At 62.0% G+C, this 21,711-nt stretch carries 19 protein-coding genes; 9 read left to right on the top strand and 10 right to left on the bottom strand.

The annotated features are described in order from the left end of the window. Positions 1-100: 100 nt before the first annotated feature. The 5 genes from KHP60_RS05095 to KHP60_RS05075 all read right to left on the bottom strand — a co-directional run bounded on the left by KHP60_RS05095 (position 101) and on the right by KHP60_RS05075 (position 6,009). Complete coding sequence (locus tag KHP60_RS05095) at positions 101-1,276, bottom strand: Gfo/Idh/MocA family protein (RefSeq protein WP_213562486.1); 1,176 nt, start codon at positions 1,274-1,276, stop codon at positions 101-103. Between the two features lie 18 nt (positions 1,277-1,294). Further along, entirely contained in the window at positions 1,295-2,356 is a 1,062-nt protein-coding gene (locus KHP60_RS05090; RefSeq protein WP_213562485.1) for a sugar phosphate isomerase/epimerase, read from the bottom strand. A gap of 122 nt (positions 2,357-2,478) precedes the next feature. Continuing rightward, a complete protein-coding gene (locus tag KHP60_RS05085; RefSeq protein ID WP_213562484.1) occupies positions 2,479-3,429 on the bottom strand; it encodes a substrate-binding domain-containing protein in 951 nt (316 codons plus the stop codon). Between the two features lie 64 nt (positions 3,430-3,493). Next, entirely contained in the window at positions 3,494-4,492 is a 999-nt protein-coding gene (locus KHP60_RS05080) for an ABC transporter permease (RefSeq protein ID WP_213562483.1), read from the bottom strand. After that, positions 4,489-6,009: a sugar ABC transporter ATP-binding protein gene (locus KHP60_RS05075; RefSeq protein WP_213562482.1), complete on the bottom strand. Its 1,521-nt coding sequence runs from the start codon at positions 6,007-6,009 to the stop codon at positions 4,489-4,491. The genes KHP60_RS05080 and KHP60_RS05075 overlap by 4 nt, the downstream gene beginning before the upstream one ends. Positions 6,010-6,262: 253 nt before the next feature. Here KHP60_RS05075 and KHP60_RS05070 point away from each other — a divergent pair, with 253 nt between their 5' ends. Continuing rightward, on the top strand, positions 6,263-7,321 hold the full coding sequence (locus KHP60_RS05070; protein ID WP_213562481.1) for a LacI family DNA-binding transcriptional regulator: 1,059 nt from the start codon (positions 6,263-6,265) through the stop codon (positions 7,319-7,321). Between the two features lie 4 nt (positions 7,322-7,325). Here KHP60_RS05070 and KHP60_RS05065 read toward each other — a convergent pair whose 3' ends face one another. After that, positions 7,326-7,706 carry a hypothetical protein gene (locus tag KHP60_RS05065; RefSeq protein ID WP_213562480.1) on the bottom strand — a complete coding sequence of 127 codons (381 nt, stop codon included), beginning with the start codon at positions 7,704-7,706 and terminating at the stop codon, positions 7,326-7,328. 348 nt (positions 7,707-8,054) lie between these two features. Here KHP60_RS05065 and KHP60_RS05060 point away from each other — a divergent pair, with 348 nt between their 5' ends. Further along, positions 8,055-8,468 (top strand): VOC family protein, encoded by a 414-nt coding sequence (locus KHP60_RS05060; RefSeq protein WP_213562479.1) that lies wholly within the window; start codon positions 8,055-8,057, stop codon positions 8,466-8,468. A gap of 6 nt (positions 8,469-8,474) precedes the next feature. On the opposite strand, the gene KHP60_RS05055 is transcribed toward KHP60_RS05060, so the two are convergent. Continuing rightward, positions 8,475-10,106, bottom strand: a complete 1,632-nt coding sequence (locus tag KHP60_RS05055) for an alpha-D-glucose phosphate-specific phosphoglucomutase (RefSeq protein ID WP_213562478.1) — start codon at positions 10,104-10,106, stop codon at positions 8,475-8,477. Positions 10,107-10,639: 533 nt separating this feature from the next. Here KHP60_RS05055 and cphA point away from each other — a divergent pair. Further along, positions 10,640-13,474, top strand: a complete 2,835-nt coding sequence (gene cphA, locus KHP60_RS05050; RefSeq protein WP_249688517.1) for a cyanophycin synthetase — start codon at positions 10,640-10,642, stop codon at positions 13,472-13,474. 86 nt (positions 13,475-13,560) lie between these two features. Further along, positions 13,561-14,415 (top strand): cyanophycinase, encoded by an 855-nt coding sequence (locus KHP60_RS05045; RefSeq protein WP_213562477.1) that lies wholly within the window; start codon positions 13,561-13,563, stop codon positions 14,413-14,415. On the opposite strand, the gene KHP60_RS05040 is transcribed toward KHP60_RS05045, so the two are convergent. After that, positions 14,416-14,781, bottom strand: coding sequence for an alpha/beta hydrolase (locus KHP60_RS05040; RefSeq protein ID WP_213562476.1), 366 nt, complete (start codon positions 14,779-14,781; stop codon positions 14,416-14,418). Positions 14,782-14,811: 30 nt separating this feature from the next. Between KHP60_RS05040 and KHP60_RS05035 the strand changes: the two genes are divergently transcribed. Beyond that, positions 14,812-15,054, top strand: a complete 243-nt coding sequence (locus KHP60_RS05035; protein WP_213562475.1) for a hypothetical protein — start codon at positions 14,812-14,814, stop codon at positions 15,052-15,054. 60 nt (positions 15,055-15,114) lie between these two features. Here KHP60_RS05035 and KHP60_RS05030 read toward each other — a convergent pair whose 3' ends face one another. After that, positions 15,115-15,366, bottom strand: coding sequence for a hypothetical protein (locus tag KHP60_RS05030; RefSeq protein ID WP_213562474.1), 252 nt, complete (start codon positions 15,364-15,366; stop codon positions 15,115-15,117). 217 nt (positions 15,367-15,583) lie between these two features. On the opposite strand from KHP60_RS05030, the gene KHP60_RS05025 reads away from it, so the two are divergent. Then, on the top strand, positions 15,584-16,570 hold the full coding sequence (locus KHP60_RS05025; protein WP_213562473.1) for a tripartite tricarboxylate transporter substrate binding protein: 987 nt from the start codon (positions 15,584-15,586) through the stop codon (positions 16,568-16,570). A gap of 24 nt (positions 16,571-16,594) precedes the next feature. Here the strand turns inward: KHP60_RS05025 and KHP60_RS05020 are convergent, their stop codons facing one another. Then, complete coding sequence (locus tag KHP60_RS05020; RefSeq protein WP_213562472.1) at positions 16,595-17,392, bottom strand: DUF1194 domain-containing protein; 798 nt, start codon at positions 17,390-17,392, stop codon at positions 16,595-16,597. A gap of 261 nt (positions 17,393-17,653) precedes the next feature. On the opposite strand from KHP60_RS05020, the gene KHP60_RS05015 reads away from it, so the two are divergent. The 3 genes from KHP60_RS05015 to KHP60_RS05005 all read left to right on the top strand — a co-directional run bounded on the left by KHP60_RS05015 (position 17,654) and on the right by KHP60_RS05005 (position 21,556). After that, a complete protein-coding gene (locus KHP60_RS05015) occupies positions 17,654-18,073 on the top strand; it encodes a DoxX family protein (protein WP_213562471.1) in 420 nt (139 codons plus the stop codon). A 477-nt stretch (positions 18,074-18,550) separates the two neighbouring features. Then, on the top strand, positions 18,551-18,841 hold the full coding sequence (locus KHP60_RS05010) for a hypothetical protein (RefSeq protein WP_213562470.1): 291 nt from the start codon (positions 18,551-18,553) through the stop codon (positions 18,839-18,841). Between the two features lie 411 nt (positions 18,842-19,252). Next, complete coding sequence (locus tag KHP60_RS05005) at positions 19,253-21,556, top strand: EAL domain-containing protein (protein ID WP_213562469.1); 2,304 nt, start codon at positions 19,253-19,255, stop codon at positions 21,554-21,556. Positions 21,557-21,711: the final 155 nt, after the last annotated feature.

Below are 21,711 nucleotides of genomic sequence, written 5' to 3'. Positions count from 1 at the left end.
ATCGTCAATTCCGCGTATGGGTGTGATCACCCTATACGTCATGATTGCGGAGGCGATTTCAAGAGAGCTGCACAGGGGGAGGTCCCCTGTGCCGCATAGACTAGAGATCGACCCAGGCCGCCTTGCGCTGTGACGAGCGCACCGCCGCCTCGATGAAGCGCACGCCGCGCACGCCGTGCTCGACGGTGGGTACCTGGAGCGAGAAGGGGCTGGGTTCTCTGTTCTCGATCCGCGCTGCGATCTGCTCGGCCACATCCGTGTAGAGCTGGGCGAAGCCTTCGAGATAGCCTTCCGGATGCCCGCCCGGAATGCGCGAGGCTGCACGCGACACCTCATCGGCGCCATAGCCGTTGCGGCGGATGATGCGCGGCGGCTCTCCGAGCGGCGAGAAGGTGAGGTAATTCGGGTTCTCCTGATGCCATTCGAGCCCGGCCTTCTCGCCGTAGACACGGATGCGAAGGCCGTTCTCGAGGCCGGCCGCCACCTGGCTGCACCAGAGCATGCCCTTGGCGCCGGACGCGAAGCGCAGCATCATATGGGCGTTGTCGTCGAGCCGGCGGCCCTCCACGAAGGTGTGCAGCTCCGCCGACAGGGACGCGACCTCGTCGCCGACGATGAACTCGGCCAGATTGAAGGCATGGGTGCCGATATCGCCAACGGCGCCGGCAGGGCCCGAGCGGGCCGGATCCGTGCGCCATTCCGCCTGCTTGCTGCCGGTTTCCTCCACGCGGGTGGCAAGCCAATCCTGCGCATATTCCGCCTGCACCACCCGGATGGCTCCGAGCTCGCCCGCCTGCACCATGGCGCGGGCCTGCCGCACGAGCGGATAGCCCGTGTAGTTGTGCGTGACCGCGAAGATCAGGCCGGATTCGCGCGCCAGTTTGGCCAGTTGTTCCGCCTCGCGCCGCGTGGTCGTCAGGGGCTTGTCGCAGATCACATGGATGCCGGCCTTCAGGAAGGCGCGGGCGGCTGCCGCGTGGGCGTGGTTCGGCGTCACGATGGCGACCGCATCGATGCCATCCTTCAGCCGCCGCTCGCGGCGGGCCATCTCGTTGAAGTCGCCATAGATGCGATCCGGCTTCAGGAGCAGATCCTCGCCGGAGGCCTTCGCCCGTTCCGGATCGGACGAGAGGGCGCCTGCCACCAATTCCCAGCGGTCGTCGAGGCGGGCCGCAATGCGATGAACCGCGCCGATGAACGCCCCGCGTCCGCCGCCGACCATGCCGAGGCGCAGGCGGCGGTTGAGCTTCTGATCCGGAGATCCAGCAATCGTCATGTGTTTGCCCCTTGTCGCTTATGCCGCGGCGATGCCGAGCATGCGGCGGTTGGCTGCCTCGTCCGTTCCGCCGGCTGCGAAGTCGTCGAACGCTTTTTCCGTGACACGGATGATATGCGCGCTGATGAACTCCGCGCCTTCGCGGGCGCCGTCTTCCGGATGCTTCAACGCGCATTCCCATTCCAGCACGGCCCAGGAATCGTAGTCGTACTGTGCGAGCTTGGAAAAGATGGCGTTGAAATCAACCTGTCCGTCGCCGAGCGAGCGGAAGCGGCCGGCGCGGTTGATCCAGCTCTCGTAGCCGCCATAGACGCCGATGCGTCCGGACGGGTTGAACTCGGCGTCCTTAGCGTGGAACGCCTTGATGCGCTCGTGGTAGAGATCGATGAACGCGACATAGTCGAGCTGCTGCAGCAGGAAGTGACTCGGGTCGTAGTTGATGCAGGCGCGGGCATGGCCGCCGACCGCATCGACGAAGCGCTCGAAGGTCGCGCCGTCGTGAATGTCCTCGCCGGGATGGATCTCGTAGCAGACATCGCAGCCTGCTTCCTCGTAGGCGTCGAGGATCGGCTTCCACCGGCGCCCCAGCTCCTCGAAGGCCGTCTCGACGAGACCGGCGGGACGCTGCGGCCAAGGATACATGAAAGGCCATGCGAGCGCGCCGGAGAAGGTGACGCTGGCGTTCAGGCCGAGACGCTTCGAGGCCTTCGCCGCCATGAGCATCTGGTTCACCGCCCATTCCTGCCGGGCCTTCGGGTTGCCGCGGACCTCTGGCACCGCAAACCCATCGAAGGCTTCGTCATAGGCCGGGTGCGCGGCAACGAGCTGGCCCTGCAGGTGGGTGGAGAGTTCCGTGATCTCCATGCCGTGCGAGCGCACGATGCCGGCGATCTCGTCGCAATAGGCATCTGACTCCGCGGCCTTCTTGAGATCGATCAGGCGCGGATCCCATGTGGGAATCTGAACGCCCTTGTAGCCGAGGGAAGCGGCCCATTTGCAGATCGCGTCGAGCGAGTTGAACGGAGCCTCGTCGCCTGCGAACTGGGCAAGGAAAAGGCCTGGGCCTTTCATGGTCTTCATGGGTGAACTCCCGAAGTGGCGTAGTGAAGGCAGAACCGGCAAGGGGAAGCCGCACGCAGGTCGAGCAGCTTGCCGTTGCCTCGCCTCTCCTGTCCCGGAGAGGCGAGAGCCACGTCGCTCGGTCAGAACGGCGAGTTCGGGAAGTAGTGTTCCTTGGCGTTGTCCTTGGTGATCAGCTGCGCATTGAGCGTGTAGGTGCCGCGCATGGGGGCACCGGTGTAGAAATGCGCTGCGGTGACGCCCAGGGCAGTGCCGATCATCGACGGGGGATAGGACACGTCGGCGGGGATCATCTTGTCGCCGTCCATCACCTTCTTGATCATGTCCTTCATGCCGGCGCCGCCGAGGACGAACTTGATGTCCTCGCGCTTGGCCTGGCGGATCGCTTCCATGACACCAAGCGCCATGTCATCGTCCGAGGCCCAGACCGCGTCGATCTTCGGATGCTTGGCGAGGTAGTCCTGCATCACCTTGAAGGCGTCGTCGCGATTCCAGTTGGCATATTGCTTGTCGATCACCTTCACGCCCGAGCCTTCGAGAGCCTTCTCGAAGTTCGTCACGCGCTCCTCGTCGATCACGGTCGGAATGCCGCGGAAGACGACGACGTTGCCCTGCTTGAGGTTGTCGACGAAGTACTTGCCGGCGACGCGGCCGAATTCCGGATTATTGCCGGCCACATAGATGTCCTGGATCGACGGATCCTTGAGACCGCGGTCGACGATCGTGACGAAGGTGCCGCGCTTCTTGACCTCGCGCATGGGGTTCGTCAACTCGTCGGAGTTGAACGGCAGGACCACCAGCGCATCGACCTTCTGCGAAGTGAGATCGTCGATGGCATTCGCCTGCGACGCGCCGTCCGGCGAGGTCTTCACCACGACCTTGAGGCCCGGATAGGCCTTCTCGAGCATCTTTGCGGTTTCCTGCGCGTGATAGACGACGCCGCCAGTCCAGCCGTGGGTTGCGGCCGGGATCGAGACGCCGATCGTCACGTTCTTCTGCTGGGCCATTGCGCCGGAGGCAACGCCGGCCATGAGGCCTGCGGCGACCGCGATCTTCAGTATCGTTGCTTTCATAACATTCCTCCCTGAGGGGTTGGTTTGGGGCCTTTGTCCCTTATCCGGCAGGCCCGCACCGGTTTCATCGCCCGCGGTGGACTGACCGCTGCACGAGCATGGCGATAATGATGATGGCGCCCTGGACCGCGCCGACGAGAAACTCGGAGACGAAGTTCGACAGCACCATGATGTTGGCGACGAGTTCGAGGATCACAGCGCCGACCACCGTGCCCCAGACGCGGCCGATGCCGCCTTTGAGGGCCGTGCCGCCGATGACGACGGCCGTGATGGCTTGCAATTCCCACAGAAGGCCCGTGGTCGGTGTGGCCGAGCCGAGGCGCGGCACATAGACCAGCACGGCGATGCCGACGCAGATGCCCTGGATGATGTAGGTGAGCGTGCGCACCCGCCAGATCGGCACGCCCGAATAGCGCGCCACATCCTCGTTGGAGCCGAGCGCCACCACATGGCGGCCGAAGGAGGTCCGGTAGAGGATCAGCGCGCCGATGGCGGCCACGACCATGAAGGCGATGATCGGAATCGGAACGCCGAGAATGCTGTCGAAATAGACTGGTCGGTAGAGCTCGCGCAGATCGAAATTGCGCATGGTGATAGTGCCGCCCGCAGCCAACCAGATCACCAGCGAGCGGAAGATGCCCATGGTGCCCAGCGTCACGATGAAGGGTTCGATCCGACCGAAGGTGACGATGAGCCCGTTCGCCAGGCCGCAGGCTGCGCTCAATGCAATGGCGGCGAGCATGCCGAGCGCCAGCGTGCCCACATCGCCCCCGCCGAGATTGTTCAGCGTCAGGATCATGACGCCGGCCGTCAGCGCCGCCATGGAGCCGACGGAGAGATCAAGCCCGCCGCCGGCGATCACGAAGGTGGCGCCGACCGCGATGATCGCGATGAAGGCCGAGCGCGTCACCACATTGAGCAGGTTCGATGCGGTCAGGAAATCCGGGTTGATTAGCGCGCCTGCGATGATGAGCACGATGAGCGCGATGAAGGGCGAGAGAGCCCGCATGTCGACATTGAACCGGCGCTTCTCGGTGCCGGTGCGAAGCACGGTTTCGGTCATGCGTGGCCTGCGGCGATTTCCGCCGCCCTTTCTTCGTGAACGCCAGTGGCGAGGTAAACGATGGAATCTTCCGACAGGTCCGCTTGCGCCACCTCGCCCGCGACGCGCCCGTTGCGCATTACGACGACCCGATGGCACAGGCCGATCAGCTCCTGCATCTCCGACGAGATGACGACGACAGCCTTGCCCTCGGCGGCAAGCGAGGCGATGAAGCGGTAGATCTGCTCCTTGGTGCCTATGTCGACGCCGCGCGTCGGCTCGTCAATGATGACGATGCGCGGCTCCAGGAGCATCATCTTGGCGAGCAGCAGCTTCTGCTGGTTGCCGCCAGATAATTGGCCGGCAAGAAGGTCGCGCCGCCGGGTGCGGATGTCGAAATCCTTGATTGCCTGATCGAGCGCCGTCTCCTCGGCGGCGCCGTCGATGAAGGAGCCTCGGCTGAACTTGTCCAGTGCCGCGAGCGAGAGATTGATGCGCAGGTTCTGCTGCAGCAGAAGGCCTTTGCCCTTGCGGTCCTCAGAGAGATAGACGATGCCGGCCGCCATTGCGTCGCGGGCATTGCGGAAATGAACCTGCCTGCCGTCGAGGGTGATCGTGCTGTGTCCCGGGCGAAGGCCTACCAGCGCTTCGAACAGCTCTGTGCGTCCGGCGCCGATCAGGCCGCCGAAGCCGAGGATCTCGCCGCGGCGGAGGGTAAAGGACGCATTCTCCACGAAGCCCGGCACGGCCATGTCGCGAACCGCCAGAACGGTCTGGTCGGAAGCGGTCTCCGGCTTTTCGGGATAGAGCTTGGACATGTCGCGGCCGACCATGAGGCGCGCCATCTCCAGCGGCTCCAACCCCTCGATGTCGCGGGTCGCGATGTGGCGCCCGTCGCGCAGCACCGTGACGCGATCGGCCACGGCCTTCACCTCGTTGAGGCGATGGGAAATATAGAGCACCGCCACGCCCTGGGAGCGCAGCTTGCGGATGATCTCGAACAGGCTCTCAGCCTCGATGGGGGTGAGAACCGCCGTCGGCTCGTCGAAGGCCACGACCTTGTGCGGCACGAGCAGCGCGCGGGCGATCTGTACCAGCTGCCGGTCGGCGATGGACAAGCGGCTGACTTCCCGGTCGGGATCGATGCTCGTGCCGAGCTCCCGCAGGATCCCCCGCGTCCGCTCGCGCATGGCCTTGTCGTCGACGAAGCCGAAGCGCCTGATCTCGCGGCCGAGGAAGAGGTTCTGCGCCACCGTCAGGTCCGGCGCGAGGAGGATCTCCTGATGCACGAGAACGATGCCGTGAGCCTCGGCATCGACAGGCCCGGAGAAAGTGATCGGCTGGCCGTTCAGATGCAGGCTGCCTTTCGTCGGCGCGATATGGCCCGACAGGATGCGCATCAGCGTCGACTTGCCGGCCCCGTTCTCGCCGATGACGGCATGAACCTCGCCGGGCTTCAGATCCAGCGAAATGCCGCTCAGGACCTCAATAGGCCCGAAGGATTTCGAGATGTTCTCGGCGCGAAGAACGGAATCCATAAACTGCTCCGAATGAGCGGGATCGCTCGCTTCCGCTAGGGAAGATAGGCGTCAAAGGCTGTGCGGTGAGGATCAGCTGGACGGCGCGTGAGCTGGCATTTGGTTCCTCCTGGTTTATCGGCTCGTCCTCTAGCGGGACATTTGACGATCTAGAGCTATCAAAGGGCCTGACAACGGACCTATGTAATCGATTACATCAAACTTTACCGAAACGACGGCATCTGTCAAACAGAACCATGGTAGGGGGAGGTTCATGGACGACGTAGGGCAGAAGGACGGGCCGGAGCACGGGGGCATCACGATCCGCGCAGCGCGGATCCAAGATGTCGCGAAGCTTGCCGATGTCTCGACTGCGACGGTCAGCCGGGCCCTTGCAACGCCGGAGCGAGTCTCGCCCGAAGCTCGGGCGCGGGTGCTGGAGGCTATCGCCAAGACCGGCTATGTGCCCAACCCCGCCGCGCGCACCCTGCGCTCGCAGAAGACCTACATGGTGCTGGTCGTTCTGCCGGATCTCTCGAATACCTTCTTCTCCAAGATTCTGCGCGGCATCGAGGAGACTCTTTTCGAGGCCGGCTACGGCATGATCATCAGCGATCTCGACGGTTCTCCCGAGAAGGAGGCGCATTTCGCGGCCTTCACGGCGGCAGGCCGGGTGGACGGCGCCATTCTCCTCAACGGCCACCTGTTCGGGCAGAGCCGTGAAGGGGAGGGGCAGCCGGCCCGGATCACGATACCCCTCGTGGCGCTCTGCGAAGCGATCCCAGCCGCCGACATTCCGCAGATCGAGATCGACAACCGCACCGCAGCCTGCCGCATGACGCAGCACCTGGCCTCCCTGGGGCATCGCAGAATCGCCTATGTGAGCGGTCCCGCCAGCAATAGCCTCGAGCGCGATCGATTCCAGGGGTTCAAGGATGGATTGGAGACGGCGGGTCTGCCGTTCGATCCGGCCCTGGTGCTTCCGGGGGATTACACCATCGAGGCGGGCGTGAGGGCAGGGCGTGAACTGGTGGCACGATCCACCCGTCCGACAGCCGTGTTCTGCACTAGCGACGAGATGGCCATTGGCTTGATGCGCACCCTCTTTTCCGCTGGGCTCAGAGTACCCGAGGACATATCCGTGGCCGGGTTCGACGATATCGAGTTCGCCGCCGTAGCCGAGCCGCCGCTGACCACAATGCATCAGCCTCGGCGGGAATTGGGACAGGCCGCGGCATCGGTCCTGATCGATCTTCTGCAGGGGCGGCCGTCGCCCAAGCTCATCCGGCTGGAGACGGAACTGGTGATCCGGGACAGTGTGGCAGCGCTCTGATGCATCAGAGGATCGAGAAGGCGCCGACGAACAGGACGAGCACCAGGCCGATGAAGCCCACATAGGCATAGAGTGCCTTATGCGAGTTTTGGTGGGCATAGCTGTCCTTCTCGGCGCGGTTCTTCCAGCGTACGGACGATTCCTGATGACGGGCCTGGTCGACCTGCTCCGGTGTCGGGGAGGTGCCGCCGGCCTCATCGTCGGTGCCCAGGGGAGACAGACCAGGATCGAACACCGCGTTCTTGTCACCAGTGCGGCCGCTGTCGATATCGCCCTTCAGCTGTGCCGTGGTCGAGCCCTCGGTCAGGGGGGGCGCGTCCATCGGCTTGACCGTATGCGTCGGAGGAATGTCGGCGTGATGAGGGTGGTCTGAACGAGTGGACATCGTACTCTCCCGGCTTCCGCTGAGGGAAAAACCATTGGAGTTACACGAGGTTCCGGTCCTGAAGCCGCCCCGGAATCCTGCCGTCTTCAGGCAAGAAAAAAGGCCGTTGTTGCCAACGGCCCGAAGTTTAGGGAGGAAACGCCCAAGAAGGGCAGCAACGCTGCGACGCCAATCGCCGTGTTGCATTGCAATAATTAAGGGGTATGCCAGCCTGTTTCAAGATCAAAAGGTCAGCATCGTTGCCCAATTTTTCGCCGCTCTCGAAAGCCTGCATTTCAAGGACAGCTGGACATGACGAGGGTAGCGGAGGTCAAAATAGAGGCAGACAGGATGTCCATGAGGTCCACGATGCCCAAGCTGAATGCCGTTCTCGAGACCGCGCTCTATGTCGACGACCTGCCGCGCGCCCGTGCCTTCTACGAAGACGATCTCGGTCTGAGACTGCTTTTCAGCAACCAGCGCATGTGCGCTTTCGACGTGGGCGCGAGAAGCGTGCTGCTCCTGTTCCTGCGCGGCGGCTCGAACGAGCCGATGCCCACGCCCGGCGGGACGATCCCGCCCCATGACGGGCAGGGACCGCTCCATGTCGGCTTTGCGATTTCAGCGAGCGAACTGGCCGCATGGGAGGGGCGGCTTCAGGAGCGTGGGATCCCCATCGAGAGCAGGACCACCTGGTCCCGTGGCGGGACCAGTGTCTATTTTCGCGACCCCGACGGTCACCTTCTCGAGCTGGCGACGCCGGGGCTCTGGGAAATCTATTGAACTGCTTCAGGTCACGACGCTGGGCTCGTTGCGGCCCGTACGAGCCGCTATCTCCGCGATTTCATTTGCGGCCTGGACGATGGGAGCCAGAGCTTCTGCCGTCATCAGGTCGTGCCGGTCGGTATCCGGCTCGAAACGCTCGAGATAGACCCTCAGTGTTGCACCCGACGTGCCGGTTCCCGACAGGCGGAACACGGCGCGGGCATCCTCCACGAAGAGAATGCGGATGCCCTGCTTCGGCGTCACCGATTTGTCGACCGGGTCCGTATAGGCGAAGTCGTCAGCCGATCGGGCCGTGAGGCCGCCGAAGCGCTGCCCGGGAAGGGTGGGAAGCTTCGCCCGCAGGGCATCTATCAGTTCGTTGGCAGGTGCCGTTTCGAGTTCCTCGTAATCATGGCGCGTGTAGTAATCGCGCCCGAATGTGGCCCAATGCTCGCGCACGATCTGATCCGCCGGCTTCCTGGTGACGGCCAGGATGTTGAGCCACAGCAGCACGGCCCAGAGACCGTCCTTCTCGCGGATGTGGTTCGAGCCCGTGCCTGCGCTCTCCTCGCCGCAGAGGGTGATGAGACCCGCATCCAGAAGGTTGGCGAAGAACTTCCAGCCCGTGGGCGTCTCGAAGCAGTTGATGCCGAGTTTCGCCGCGACCCGGTCGGCGGCACGGCTCGTCGGCATGGAGCGGGCCACGCCGGCCAGACCCTTGGCATAGCCGGGAGCGAGATGAGCATGGCTCGTGAGGATGGCGAGGCTGTCGCTGGGCGTCACGAACAATCCCGGTGCCACGATCATGTTGCGGTCGCCGTCGCCGTCCGAGGCTGCGCCGAAATCGGGGGCGTCCGGTCCGTACATCAGCTCCATGAGATCGTGAGCGTGGACCGGATTCGGATCGGGATGGTGGCCGCCGAAATCGGGCTTGGGCTCGCCGTTAACAACCGTGCCCTCCGGCGCGCCGAGGCGGCCTTCGAGAATCGCCTTCGCATAGGGACCCGTGATGGCGCTCAGGGCATCGAAGCGCATGCGGAAGCCCGAACGGAACAGATCGGCAATCTTCCCGAAATCGATCAGCTGCTCCATCAGTTCAGCGTAATCGGCAACGGGATCGATCACTTCGACCTCCATGTCGCCGACCTTGGTCGATCCGATCGTGCCGATGTCGATGTCGGGCACATCGACGATCCTGTACTCGTTGAGTCCGCTCGCCCTCTGGAAGACGGCCTCCGTGAAGGATTCCGGCGCCGGTCCGCCGTGGGACATGTTGAACTTGATCCCGAAATCGCCGTCAGGACCGCCCGGATTGTGGCTGGCGGAAAGCACGAGGCCGCCGATGGCCTTGTGTTTGCGGATCACGCAGGAAGCCGCCGGTGTGGACAGAAGCCCCTTCTGCCCCACGAGGACGCGGCCGAAGCCGTTCGCCGCTGCCATCCTGATTGCCGTCTGGACAACGGATTCGTTGAAGAAGCGCCCGTCGCCGCCGATTACAAGGGTCGAGCCGTCCTTGTTCTCGACCGTGTCGAAGATCGACTGGATGAAGTTCTCCACATAGCGGGGCTGCTGGAAGACGGTGACCTTCTTGCGCAGGCCGGACGTGCCGGGGCGCTGGTCGGAAAACGGTGTCGTAGGAATGCGGGTGGTCACCATCGGTGCAGATCACTTCCTTGGAGTTGGCTCTTGAAAGGCCGGTTCTCGATTGCTTGACACACCCCGGCAGGGGCATGTCGACCATTTTAGGGTTGCGCGGGCGAGATGCCACTGCCTGGATGAAGCTAAGATGAAGCGCTTCATTCCCCATGGCATCGTCCGATCCGTCAAGACGCAGGTCTCGACAACGGAATCTGGCGATAAGACAGTGTTCGCTGAGACTATACTTGAAGGTTGCTTGACGTAAAGTAAGTTAAGGAAATTCGGAAAAGCCAGGGCTGGCGTATAGCAAGTATAACATATGTTATTGGCGGTTGAATATTGCCCGATGGCTGTGCTCGTGCTGGAACAAAGGGCAACACTCACGAATTGAACAGCACCCAAGTGCATTCTGCACGCTCTTTCATCATTTGATCACCAATTGAACCGTGGACGGAGCCGGTCTGCTGTAGCGGAGCCGTCTTGTCCTCTGCCGTCAGGAGTTCCCGAGAATGGGCGATGATCGTCACGTACGAGGTGATTCTGGAGAAGCCATGAGTCAGCCGCCGGATCATAACCGTAGCATTGATGCGCGAGCCTTTGACGAGGTGGCGACGAGCCCGATGCGTGTGATCGACCGCGGTGTTTACCGCGGGCCTCATCTCTACAGCCTCACGCCAATGATCCGCATCAAGCTTGACCTCGGCACACTGGAGGAATGGCCGTCCAATCGCCTGGCGGGCTTTACCGAGCGCCTCTTGGCTCTGCTGCCGGGGCTGCATGAGCATGGCTGCAGCTTTCATGAGCGCGGAGGCTTCGCCCGCCGCCTTGAGGAGGGCACGTGGCTGGGCCATGTTGCCGAGCACATCGCCCTTGAACTCCAATCACTGATTGGAGCTCGCGTCACCCGGGGCAAGACCCGCTCTGTCAAGGGAGAAACCGGCGTCTACAATGTGATGTTTTCCTATCGGGAAGAGCAGGTAGGCCTTCTGGCAGGACGTTTGGCGCTCCAGTTCGTGAACACGCTCCTCCCGCCAGAGCTGCAAGGCATCGAAGGCCTTGATCGCATCTACAGGGACGAGGAGGAACCTGATTTCGAAGGCCCCTTCGATCTCGATGCATCCCTCAAGGCTCTCCGATACGTTCACCGGCGCAGGGCGCTTGGCCCGACGACCATGTCCCTCGTTCAGGAGGCCGAGCGGAGAGGTATACCGGTCCTGCGCCTGGATGACCAAAGCCTCGTGCAATTGGGCACCGGACGGCATCAGAAGAGAATCCGGGCCAGCATCACGAGCCTGACCTCGCAGATCGCCACTGATGCAGCCGGCGACAAGGATCTCACGAAGAGCCTCCTGGCCGACGCAGGACTGCCGGTCCCGCGGGGTGATGTGGTCCGCCGTGCAGAAGATGCGATGCGTGCCGCCGCACGGATTGGTTACCCGGTCGTGGTCAAGCCGCTCGACGGCAATCACGGGCGCGGCGTCAGCATCGATCTCTCGACGGCAGAAGAGGTAACCCGGGCCTTTGAGGAGGCCAGTCAGCACAGCCGGCGCGTCATCGTCGAGAGCTGCTTCAAGGGCCGGGATCACCGGATCCTCGTGGTGAACGGGGAGGTGGTAGCGGTGGCCGAGCGTATCCCTGCCCACGTCGTGGGCGATGGCGAGCGCAGCATCACCGCTTTGGTCGAAGGAGTGAATAAGGATCCGCGCCGTGGCGAAGGTCATGAGAATGTCATGACCCGGATCAAGATCGACGATCACGCTCTCGGCGTCCTGGCAAAGGCAGGTCTTGATGCGGATAGCGTTCCAGCTATCGGGCAGGTGGTCTATCTGTGCGATACGGCCAATCTTTCGACCGGCGGCACGGCTGTCGATCGCACCGACGACATCCACCCCGACAACGCCCTCATTGCCCGTCGGGCGGCACGCGCCATCGGCTTGGATGTGGCGGGCATCGACTTTATCGCACCCGACATCACGCGCTCGGTTCATGAGACCGGGGGCGGGATCATCGAGGTCAATGCCGCACCAGGCTTCCGCATGCACCTGCAGCCTTCGGAGGGGCGCGCCCGCAACGTGGCTCGTCCTGTAATGGATATGCTCTTTCCTCGCGGCACGCCGACGCGCATCCCGATCCTTGCCATCACGGGCACCAACGGCAAGTCCACCACCTCACGCATGGTCGGACATATCCTGCGCGCTCAGGGCCTCAATGTCGGGCTGACGTCGACGACCGGCATCTATGTGAACGGCGACAGGATTGTGGAGGCGGATGCTTCGGGGCCCTGGAGCGCTCGCGTGGTACTCCGCGATCCGACCGTGGATGTGGCGGTTTTGGAAACGGCCCGCGGCGGCATCCTGCGGGAGGGGCTCGGCTTCTCGGAATGCGACGTAGGCCTGATTACGAATATCCAGCCCGATCATCTCGGGTTGAAAGGGATCGACACCATCGAGGACCTCGCGTGGGTGAAGTCCGTCGTCGTGGAGGCGGTGCACCGCAATGGAACCAGCATCCTCAATGCCGATGATCCGATGGTGGTCAGTGTGCGGCGGCGGGCCGGCGGCCGGCTGGGATACTTCTCCCTTCGTGGAGGTACGGACATGCCCGACTTCCTGCGCGAGCACATCGAGGACGGCGGATTTGCCGTCGTGCGCGAGCCAGGACTGGTCGACGGTGGCGAGATCGTGATCCATGACGACGGCGACAGCATCCATCTGATGCGTGCAGCCGAGATCCCGGCGACCCTTGATGGTCTTGCCGAGTTCAATGTGCAAAACGCGCTGGGTGCCGTGGCCATGGCCTATGCCCAGGGCGTTCCCGTCAATGTCATTCGCATGGCTCTGTCGACCTTCACGACCTCGTTCGAACAAAGTCCCGGACGCCTCAACGTGTTCGATGGACATGGTTTCCGGGTCATTTTGGACTATGCCCACAATCCGGCGGGTCTTCAGGCTCTCGGCGACCTGATCCTCAAGATGCGCCCGCGCCACCGCCGGATCATTGGCATGATCAATATTCCTGGCGACCGCCGCGATGAGGACATGCGGGAGATGGGAGCGCTCGCGACACGCTATTTCGACGAGATCATTTTCCGGGAGGATCCAGCCCGACGCGGACGCAAACCCGGCGAGATCATCGCCCTGCTGGCGGAGGGAGCACTTGCGGCGGGATTTCCGGAGGAGCGTATCCGCCGGATTCTCGACGAGGATGAAGCTGCCGATCTGTGCCTTAGAAGGGCGCAGCCCGGGGACCTTGTTGTCCTCACCCCGACCGATGTGGAAGCCATGTGGCAGCAGGTGCTCGAATTCCGGGCTGCTCCTTCCATATCCTTTGATGTGGAGGTCGATCGAATGGCAGAGCCGGTCGGAGGCTGGCGCAGGAGCGCCTGATCGACAGCAAGGACAATGTCAGGACAACGGCGCGAACCGCCCCTGGATTTGGGGTGGGGGCTGTTTGAACGGAGCCCGGTGCGGCCATGCAGGAACGGACGACGAAGAAATCGAAGGGGCCGCTCATCATCATAGGCGGTGGTGAGGACAAGGAAGGCGTGCGCACTATCCTGCGCGAGGTTGCGAGACGATTGGGCGGAGGAAAGCTCGTCATTGCAACTGTCGCATCCCATGAGCCGGAAGGCTACTTTGAGGCCTACCAGAGAGCTTTCAGCGATCTCGGTGTGACGGATCTCGTGGAAATCTACGTCAAAGACCGATCCGAGACGCTCGATCCGGAAAAGCTGCGCGTCTTCGACGGAGCCGCCGGCGTTTTCTTTTCCGGAGGTGACCAGTTGCGCATCTCGAGCCAGATTGGCGACACACCCATAGAGCAGCGCGTGCGGGATCTTCACGAGCGCGGCGGCGTCCTTGCCGGAACATCGGCCGGCGCATCGGTCATGAGCGAGACCATGTTGGTAAAGGGCACCAGCGGCGAGTCCTACAAAATCGGCGACCTGCACATGGCACCGGGTCTTGGTCTTGTGCGCAATGTCATCATCGACCAGCATTTTGCCGAACGAGGACGGTTCGGACGCTTGTTTGGTGCCGTGGCGCATAATCCACGCGAACTTGGGATCGGAATTGACGAGGACACGGCACTGATCCTTGAAGGGGAATGTTTCGAGGTGATCGGCAGCGGCTGTGTCTATGTGGTCGACGGGGCCGGCGTCACCCATTCGAACATTGCCGAGGCCGAGCCCGAGCGGTCCCTGTCCATGTATGACATCCGCATGCATGTGCTGAGCTCCGGCGACGCCTTCGACCTGGCAAAGCGCCGCCCGACCGAAGTGCCGGACGTCAAGAAGAGCCACGCTATCGAGGCGCAGTCGGCGGGCTAATCAGGCGATTACGTCACGAATCCATCGGGACAGATCCCGGTCGAGGGCTTCTTGACATTGATCAAGGCCGTGAGAGCAGCCGGGATAAAGGATCAACTCCTTGGGCTCGCGTGCACGAGCGTAGAGATCTTGTGAGCAGGCCGGCGGCAGAATTTCATCCTTCTCGCCATGGATGAAGATGACAAGCTTGGGGCTGAGCTTGCCGACGACGTCAATGCCCGCCGTCTGACTGCTGAGTGCCGCGACGGCGATGACGGCGTCACTGCTGAGGCCTGCGTTGATGACAACAGCTCCCCCGAAAGAATGCCCCACAAGGACGATCCGGCGCTTGCCGAGGCTTTCCAGGCAGGCGAGCCCGATCAGCACATCGAGAATGCAATCTTCCAGATATCCGGGATGGCGGTAGTCCAGCTCGAGCGATGCTGTTCCACTCTCCCGAAATCGGCCGCCAAGGCGCGTGTAGAGACCACCCGCTGGGCCGCCAAGTCCGCCTCCGGCGCCGAACACCCAAAGAACGGCGTGTTCGCCTTCAGCCGGGTGATAGCGGCAGGGGAGAGCGCCCTCGGACGTCACGAGTTGAAGGCGCTCCGATGTCTCACTCTCTGGCAGGTGTATGATATCCTGCAGGGTGATCGCTGAGTGCCGGAGCATGTGTGACATGACACTGGCTGCTGTTCGTAACCTGCATGATGGATGGCATTACGGATTGTTGCCGCCGGACGGCCGCTTGGGCTCATGGCCGGCCTGGGCAGGATCCGTTCCCTGGGGAGCATCACCGGCCGGCTTCACCTCGTCGGGGTTGGACACCGCTTTGGTGACAGGCTCCCGCGCGGGCTCCTCTTGCGGCGGCGGACCGGCAACGGCTGAGCCGCCCATATAGGAGGGCGGATCGCTGGCCGGGAACGAATACTCCGAGCCGGCATCGACCAGGTCGTCTTCTTCTTTTTTCACGCCCATAGGCCATCTCCTGTTTTCTGAAGCTTTCCGTCGCTCAAGGAGAGAATGCAGGGAGCGTCGCCATGTTCAGGCGGGGCGGTAAAAAACTGAACGCGGTCCCATCCCTTGAAAGACGATCATCGACTCGGTGCGGCCCTGGTCGTCGCAGGTTGCCCCACTATCTGCAGCCGGGCACCTGAACCATAATGGGACCGTTATTCGGGAGAACGCCATGAGTCCGACACGCCGCAGCATCCTCAAGACCCTGGCTGCTGCCTCCGCCTCCTCAGCCCTGTCACCATGGACGGCTTTCGCGCAGTCCGCTTACCCCACCCGACCCATCCGGGTCATCGTTCCCTATGCTGCCGGCGGCGGAACGGACTTTTTCGCCCGCCTCGTCTTCGGCGCCATGGGCGAACAGCTCGGCCAGCAATTCATTATCGAGAACAAGCCTGGAGCAGGCACCAATATCGGAGCCGACGCGGCGGCGCGCGCGGAGCCTGATGGCTATACGCTCCTTTTAGGCGATACCGCGACCTTCGCGACGAACCGCACGCTCTATCGCAAGCTGTCCTACGATCCCTACAAGGATTTCACCCCCGTTTCGCTGACAGGGCGCTTTGCCCTCGTACTCCTCGTCAACACGAACAAGCTGCCGGTGAAATCCGTTCAGGAACTCGTGGCCGAGGCGAAGAAGAATCCGGGCCGCATCAATTATGCGACGCCGGGCTTGGGCAGCCCGTTCCACCTTGCCACGGAACTGCTCTCTCAAGGAGCCGGGATCAAGCTGACCCATGTGCCCTATCGAGGTGCCGCTCCCGCCGTGCAGGATCTGGTGGCGGGGCAGGTGGATATTATGTTCATCGACTTCGCTACAGCCCGCTCGCAGCTCTCAGGCCCGATTCAGGCCATCGCGGTCGCATCGCCGCAGGAATTCTCGTGGCTTCCCGGCGTGCCGCCGGTGGCGGCCGATCATCCGGGGTTCGAGGCCTGGGCTTGGCAGGGTTTCGTCGCACCGGCGAATACCCCATCCGACATCGTCAACAAGCTCAACGACACTTATCGCCGCGTGATCGGCAATGCGGAGATCCGCGCCAAGCTGACCGGGGCCGGCATCGATGTGCTCCAAAGCTCCCCGTCCGAGATGGCGGCCTACATGCAGGAAGAAGGTGCCAAGTGGGAGAAGGTCATCAGGACGGCGGGCATCACTCTGGAATGACCGTTGCCCAGGGCGCGGTCCGGGTCAGTTGCGGTCCCAACGATACACCCCGCGATCGCCTTCGAAGCAGTTGACGGGCGCATCCGCCTGAATCGTCTGGATCAGGGGATTTGCTGGCAGTGCCGCAATCTCACGAATGATCTTCGTGCGGATGGCGTCGGCAAATTGCTGGCGCTCGCGCACGGGGATGAGAAATGCACCTTCTCCGCCGATGACGCAGCCTTTGTAATAGAGATCGAGGTTTTCCATATCGCCGAAGCCGCTCGGGCGCTTGAGCATGATGGGAAGACCGTTGATGGTGATGTCCTTCGCAATGGCCTCGTCGCGGGCTGCGACGACGCCCCGTCCGCTGCTGTTGGGCCCATCGCCCGAAATGTCGATCACGCGGCGGATGGGCTCGACGCCGGTCTGATCCAAAAGCTTTACCCCGAAGTCGATGGCACCCGAGATCGATGTCCGCCGCAGGCGGCCGATCGGGTTGTCGTGCAGGCCGTCCGCGAATTTCATCGCAGCCTCCGGGCCGTCGATGATGGTCCAGGGAACGATGACATTCTGGTAATCGACACCCGACCATTCGAAATAGGTGACGATGATCCGGCCCAGCATGCCGCTGCGGATCGCATCATGCACCTGGGGTGAGCGGAAGGCGTCGATGAAGCCCTGGCGCTGGAGTTCCTGCTCGTCCGGATCCATGGAGCGCGAGACATCCACCGCCAGGACGAGCGCAACGTCAACTTCGGTTTCCGCCCTCGCGTCGAGGACAGGGAGCCAGAGCGACGCTGCCATGAGAGCCGTGACCATGCTGAGACGCCTGACATCCATCCCGACCTCCATTCATTTCCAGAGAAGCTGACACGAATCTCCCGGCGGGCAAGGTTAGATCGTCTCAAGTGTCGCGCCGTGTGCCTCAATTTAGCGTGAGGGCAATGTAACCCACTAACACATGGGAGGGGTGCTCGGGCACAGTGAGGGGCCATCGGGCGCGGCAACGTTGGCCGTCCTCTCCATGTGCCTTATAACCTGGATGGCAGAGACCTGAGTCCGCCTCGGAGTGCAGATCACAAGCAGAAGGTTCCCATTCGCATGTCCGCTACACTCGATCGTTGGTCGCCTTATGCGCTGGCTGTCCTGAGGATCGTCACGGCGCTGATCTTCATGGAGCACGGCACGCAGAAGCTCTTCGGCTTCCCGGCCCCTCCCGAAGGCGGAACGCCGCCGCTCCTCTCGCTCTTCGGGATCGGGGCCATCCTCGAGTTCGCCGGGGGCTTTCTGATCTTGATCGGGTGGTTCACCCGACCCGTCGCCTTCCTCCTCGCCGGCGAGATGGCGGTGGCCTATTGGATGTTTCATGCTCCCCAGAGCCCGTATCCGGCGCTCAACGGCGGTGACGCGGCCATTCTGTACTGCTTCGTGTTCCTGCTGTTCGTCTTCACTGGCCCGGGCGCTTGGAGCGTCGACAGTGCGAGTCGACCGAAGGGGCCACGTCATTCCTGGGAGCGCTGATCGCGATTAACGATGTGCGGCCCGGAAGAACCGCGCTTCATCCTGAACGACTCGTTGCGAACCGTACCCTCTTTCGAGACAGTCGCTGCGCGACCTCCTCAGAGGCTGGCTTAGTATGCGGCTTCCCTCGCCGTGATGACTGGGTGTACCCAGCCATATCGATCCTGTGAGGTTCGGCGCTTCACTCAATCGGGATCACCGGCACACGGCCGGTGATGACGTGAGGGGCTGCTAGCCCTTGATGGGTCGGGTTCTCAGGGCGACGGCTTATGGGCGCGCCGATCGTTCGGGCTGGATGCTTAAGAGCGGCTGTACTCCACAAGGTCGGCCTAACCCGAAAGAGGCGGGTCACATTCCCGCTCTCAGCGATTATTCTTTGGAACGGTTTTCAGGAACCGATTGTTTTTCATCCATGCCCCATGACCCCTGCTTCAGAAGGGGATAAAGCAGGGCCGGTTCGTTGCGTAGGAGTAGGACATGGCCGAGATCATTGCGTTCAAGGATCTCAAGAAAATTGCCGACCGGTGCGAAGTGCTGACGCTGTTCGAGCCGAAGCGTCCCGCAAAATCGAAGTCCCACGCCGAACCCAAGTCCTTCGAGTTCCCGAGTTCCCGTCCTTTCATCTCCGGAAACCTAACGGACCTGTTCGAGCAGGCGAACGCCGTGGCCATGCGTTACTACCATGGTGATCCGAAGGTGCCGCCCGTCGTTGCCGAGAAATGCATGGAGCTTATTCAGGCTTTGGAGGACCATGCGCAGCCGGAATGATTTTTGAAGGTTCTCCGAAAAAACAGCGATATCCGTTGCTTGGTGCCTAAACAGAATCCGGCCGCTCACTCTCGATGTCGATACTGATTGGCTCGAGTAATGTTGAGTTAACATCCTTTCTGTTGCGGGATCATTGTACGCGGAAAAGTCATTAACTATAAAATGGGAAGCATCCGGTTTAAATTTCCGGATCATTGACTTTGCGGCACAAGTGTAGAAATTTACAGTCTCAGCATGATACCTGTGACAGGTTGAGTTGTTGGCTGCTCATTGCGCAACTCAAAGGCATGATGCCATCCTGTCAGGTCGGTGCAAATCCGGCGGTTTTCAATTCTCAGAAATCTTTTAATGCGATCCCGTCGGCGGCCTTTTCGGCTAACCAGCGTCGGGTATCGCTCCGGTGTCGATGTGTTGAAGACTGGTTTTTCAATTCTTTCCATTCATCGTGCGGGTCCGCCTTTCTTCCGCAGTGTCGTTCTGCCTGTTCTGCTCGTCGCCACGGCAACCCTTTCTCTCGGAGCGGTTTCGATCCTCTGGGCCGTCAACAGTAGCAATGATGTCTCCGCCGAGCGCCAGCTTCGCATGACGGACCGCAGCATCCGCGCAGTCGTTCAGGAGCTCGCTCAGCAGCAGGAAATGGTTGCCATCTGGGATGATGCGATCGTGGAGCTCAACAAGAGCCCGATGGATCTCAGATGGATCGACGCCAATATCGGCGTTTGGCTCAGCCGAACATTCGGTCAGGAAGAAGTCTACATCCTGAATGACCGCAATGAGCCGATCAATGCCGTGATCGATGCGACGCGCGCTTCGAACCACGAATTCGAACGCATCCGGGAGAGTATCAGCAGCCTTGTCGCGGGCATTCGTGGGGAGCCGGGTTCTTCGCACAAGGACCACGCTGCAGAGAACGCCAAGGCACCATACCTGATAACGGGAAGAGCTATTCACGACGCCCATCTGCTGGAGCTGCTCGGCCGGCCAGCGGCCGTGAGCGTCATGAAGATCATCCCCGAGACGGACGCTGTGCCTTACCCTCATGGCAGGGAGTTTCTCCTCGTCGGCATCCGTTATCTCGACGGAAACTTCATCAAGCAGGTCTCAGACAGGAATTTGATCGAGGGGCTGCGCTTCTCCGTTGTCGACAGCCCGCAATCAGGTGAGATATCGGTGCCGATCCGGTCCGATGTGGACGATCTCATCGGATACTTCATCTGGAATCCGGAACTGCCGGGGGACCATCTTCTCAAGGATGTCGGGCCGGCAACCGCCATTGCCGCCGCCTTCATTCTCCTTCTGCTCGGCGCGTTGGTGCGGCGTCTGAAGCAGTCCATGTCCGCACTGGAAAGAACCGTTCTCGAGCTGAAGGCGAGCGAGGCTCAGGCCCATCATCTGGCTTTCCATGACGTGTTGACCGGCCTGCCGAACCGGGCTCTGTTTGAGGACCGGCTCAACCACGCCATTGCACGGAGGCAGGACGGCGAGCAGATCGCCGTGATGATGCTCGATCTCGACCGCTTCAAGCATGTCAACGACACGCTCGGGCACCCTGCCGGCGACAGCCTCATTCGAGATTTCTCGGTTCGCTTGGCCAAACTCGTCGGAGGCCAGGACTGCATCACCCGGCTGGGGGGAGACGAGTTCGCCATCGTGCAGGTCTGCACGGCAGGGACGGAGGACCCCCAAGGGCTTTGTGACCGGATCCTCGCCATGGTTCATGAGCCATACGACATCATGGGCAATCAGATCTTCGTGGGAACCAGCATCGGCCTCGTGCTTGCTCCTGAAGCCGGGACGGATCGGAGTGAGCTCTTGAGGAAGGCCGATATTGCCCTTTATCGAGCCAAATCCGAAGGACGGAATTGCTATCGCGTCTTTACGCCGGAGATGGACGAGACCGTCAATCTGCGCAGGGTCATTGAGGAGGAGCTTCGCATCGCGCTCACAACAGGCGAGGGGCTCGAAGTCGCCTATCAGCCGCAGATTGCGATGGGCGGCAACACCATGGTCGGCGTGGAAGCTCTCGCCCGCTGGCGGCACCCGAAGCGCGGATACATTCCACCAAGCCAGTTCATCCCGGTTGCCGAGCAGACCGGCTTGATCGTTCCGCTGGGCGAGTGGGTCCTGCGTCAGGCCTGCCTCGCCTCGCAGCGTTGGCCCGATCTGTTCGTTTCGGTCAATCTCTCTCCGGTTCAGTTCAGGTCCTGCGACTTTGCCAATCATGTAATCTCCATCGTCCGTGAATGCGGAGCCGATCCTAGAAGGATCGAGCTTGAGGTGACTGAAAGCGTTCTTCTGGATGAGGAGTGCGGGACCGCCGGGGCACTCCGAGCCTTACGAAACGCAGGGTTCCGCGTCGCTTTGGATGATTTCGGTACGGGCTATTCCAGCCTGGGTTACCTTCACCGGTTCGAGGTCGACAAGATCAAGATCGATCGCTCCTTCACCCAGAGTCTGGGGCAGGGAACCAAGGCGGCCGCTGTCATCAAGGCGATCGTGTCGCTCGGACATGCCATGTCCCTGACCGTGACGGCCGAAGGCGTCGAGACGGAGGTTCAGAAGAATTTTCTTCGCACGGCGGGCTGCAACGAGATGCAGGGCTTTCTGTTCTCGAAGGCGCTCTCACAGGAACAGATCACCTGGTTGCTGACGCAGCCATCCGCAAAGGAGAACCAATGTTACGTCGGTGGGCCGTCGGTCTTCAAAGTCGGCTGACCGCTGCATCGTGGCGAGGATGCCGCTTACTATTCGGTTGTACAAAGAAGCCTGCCGCTCCCTTGCGCTATCCGTCAGGTGGAGAGTTACCCCTTTCGGATCCATGGTATCGAGGAACTAATGCCTGTACCGATTGTTGTCGCCAAGCCTGATCC

Source organism: Microvirga sp. 3-52 (assembly GCF_018383585.1).
In the GTDB taxonomy this organism is placed as follows: domain Bacteria; phylum Pseudomonadota; class Alphaproteobacteria; order Rhizobiales; family Beijerinckiaceae; genus Microvirga.
The sequence above is the reverse complement of the archived record's forward strand: the minus strand, read 5'-3'. Positions and strand labels throughout refer to the sequence as shown.